Origin of the sequence: Megasphaera sp. UPII 135-E, from assembly GCF_000221545.1 — a bacterium.
In the GTDB taxonomy this organism is placed as follows: Bacteria; Bacillota; Negativicutes; order Veillonellales; family Megasphaeraceae; genus Megasphaera; species Megasphaera hutchinsoni.
Genome location: NZ_AFUG01000045.1, coordinates 1 through 902, shown reverse-complemented (window position 1 = coordinate 902; position 902 = coordinate 1). Strand labels below are relative to the sequence as shown.

Sequence of the window (902 nt, the reverse complement as noted above, 5' to 3'; positions counted from 1 at the left end):
CTACTTTACCAACGCTTCCCATATATGAATGATACTTTTCTTTTGGTCTCTTGCCTAGAAGCTGCATATTGTGCATAAGCCTTTGAACTCTTTTATGGTTTACTATATATCCTTTACTTAAAAGTACTTGATGCACTCTTCTTACTCCGTATCTACCTTTGTTTGAAGTAAATATTTCTTTTATTTGTTCTTTGATTTCCTTGTTTCTGAGATCAACTTGGTCAACTTTACTTAACTCAAAGTAGTATGTTGATTTAGGCATGTTCATAGCTTTTAAAAGATATTTTAGTATGTGACCTTCACTTCTTAGTTCTCTGATGACTGCTGCTTTTTCGCCTTGAGATATGCAGCATACTTTTCCCTTCTCAAGGCGTCTAATTTTTTTTCGACTGCTTGAACTGTTCTTAAATATTCATTTTCTTCTCTTAAACGAATAAGTTCTTCTCTTTCTGATTCGTTAAGTGGCTTTGGCTCTATATTAGTGTTTTCATTATTTTCTTTCATTTTAGATGGACGTCCTCTCTTCTTAATTTCAAGAGCATTATACCCCAATCTTTTATATTTATATACCCAATTATGAAGTTGACCGTCTGGAATGCCAGCCTCTATAGCTACAGACTTACATGAATTTCCAGCTAACACTTTTGATACATACTTAAATTTTTCTTCTGCAGTCCACTTTTTATTCTGTTCTTTATGTTTAAGAATTTCTTCACCATGAAAATCTACAAGCTTACTCCAATACCAAATCTTATATCTGAATGTTTCTTGTGTAACGCCTTCTGGTGTTTCCATCCACTTTCCTTGTCTGTATAGTTCTACGCATTCTTTTTTAAATTCATAACTATATCGCATAAAAATACCCTCCTTACTGGTTTGTCCAGTAAAGAGGGTACATATCA

General features: G+C 33.3%; 2 protein-coding genes. Both read right to left on the bottom strand.

All coding sequences use genetic code 11. The features are described from left to right. Positions 1–262 (bottom strand): IS3 family transposase (locus tag HMPREF1040_RS07065; protein ID WP_176604716.1); only part of this gene is annotated, 262 nt, incomplete at its 3' end. Between the two features lie 44 nt (positions 263–306). Beyond that, the coding region (locus HMPREF1040_RS07060) for a transposase (RefSeq protein ID WP_255261343.1) at positions 307–902 on the bottom strand (596 nt) is incomplete at its 5' end.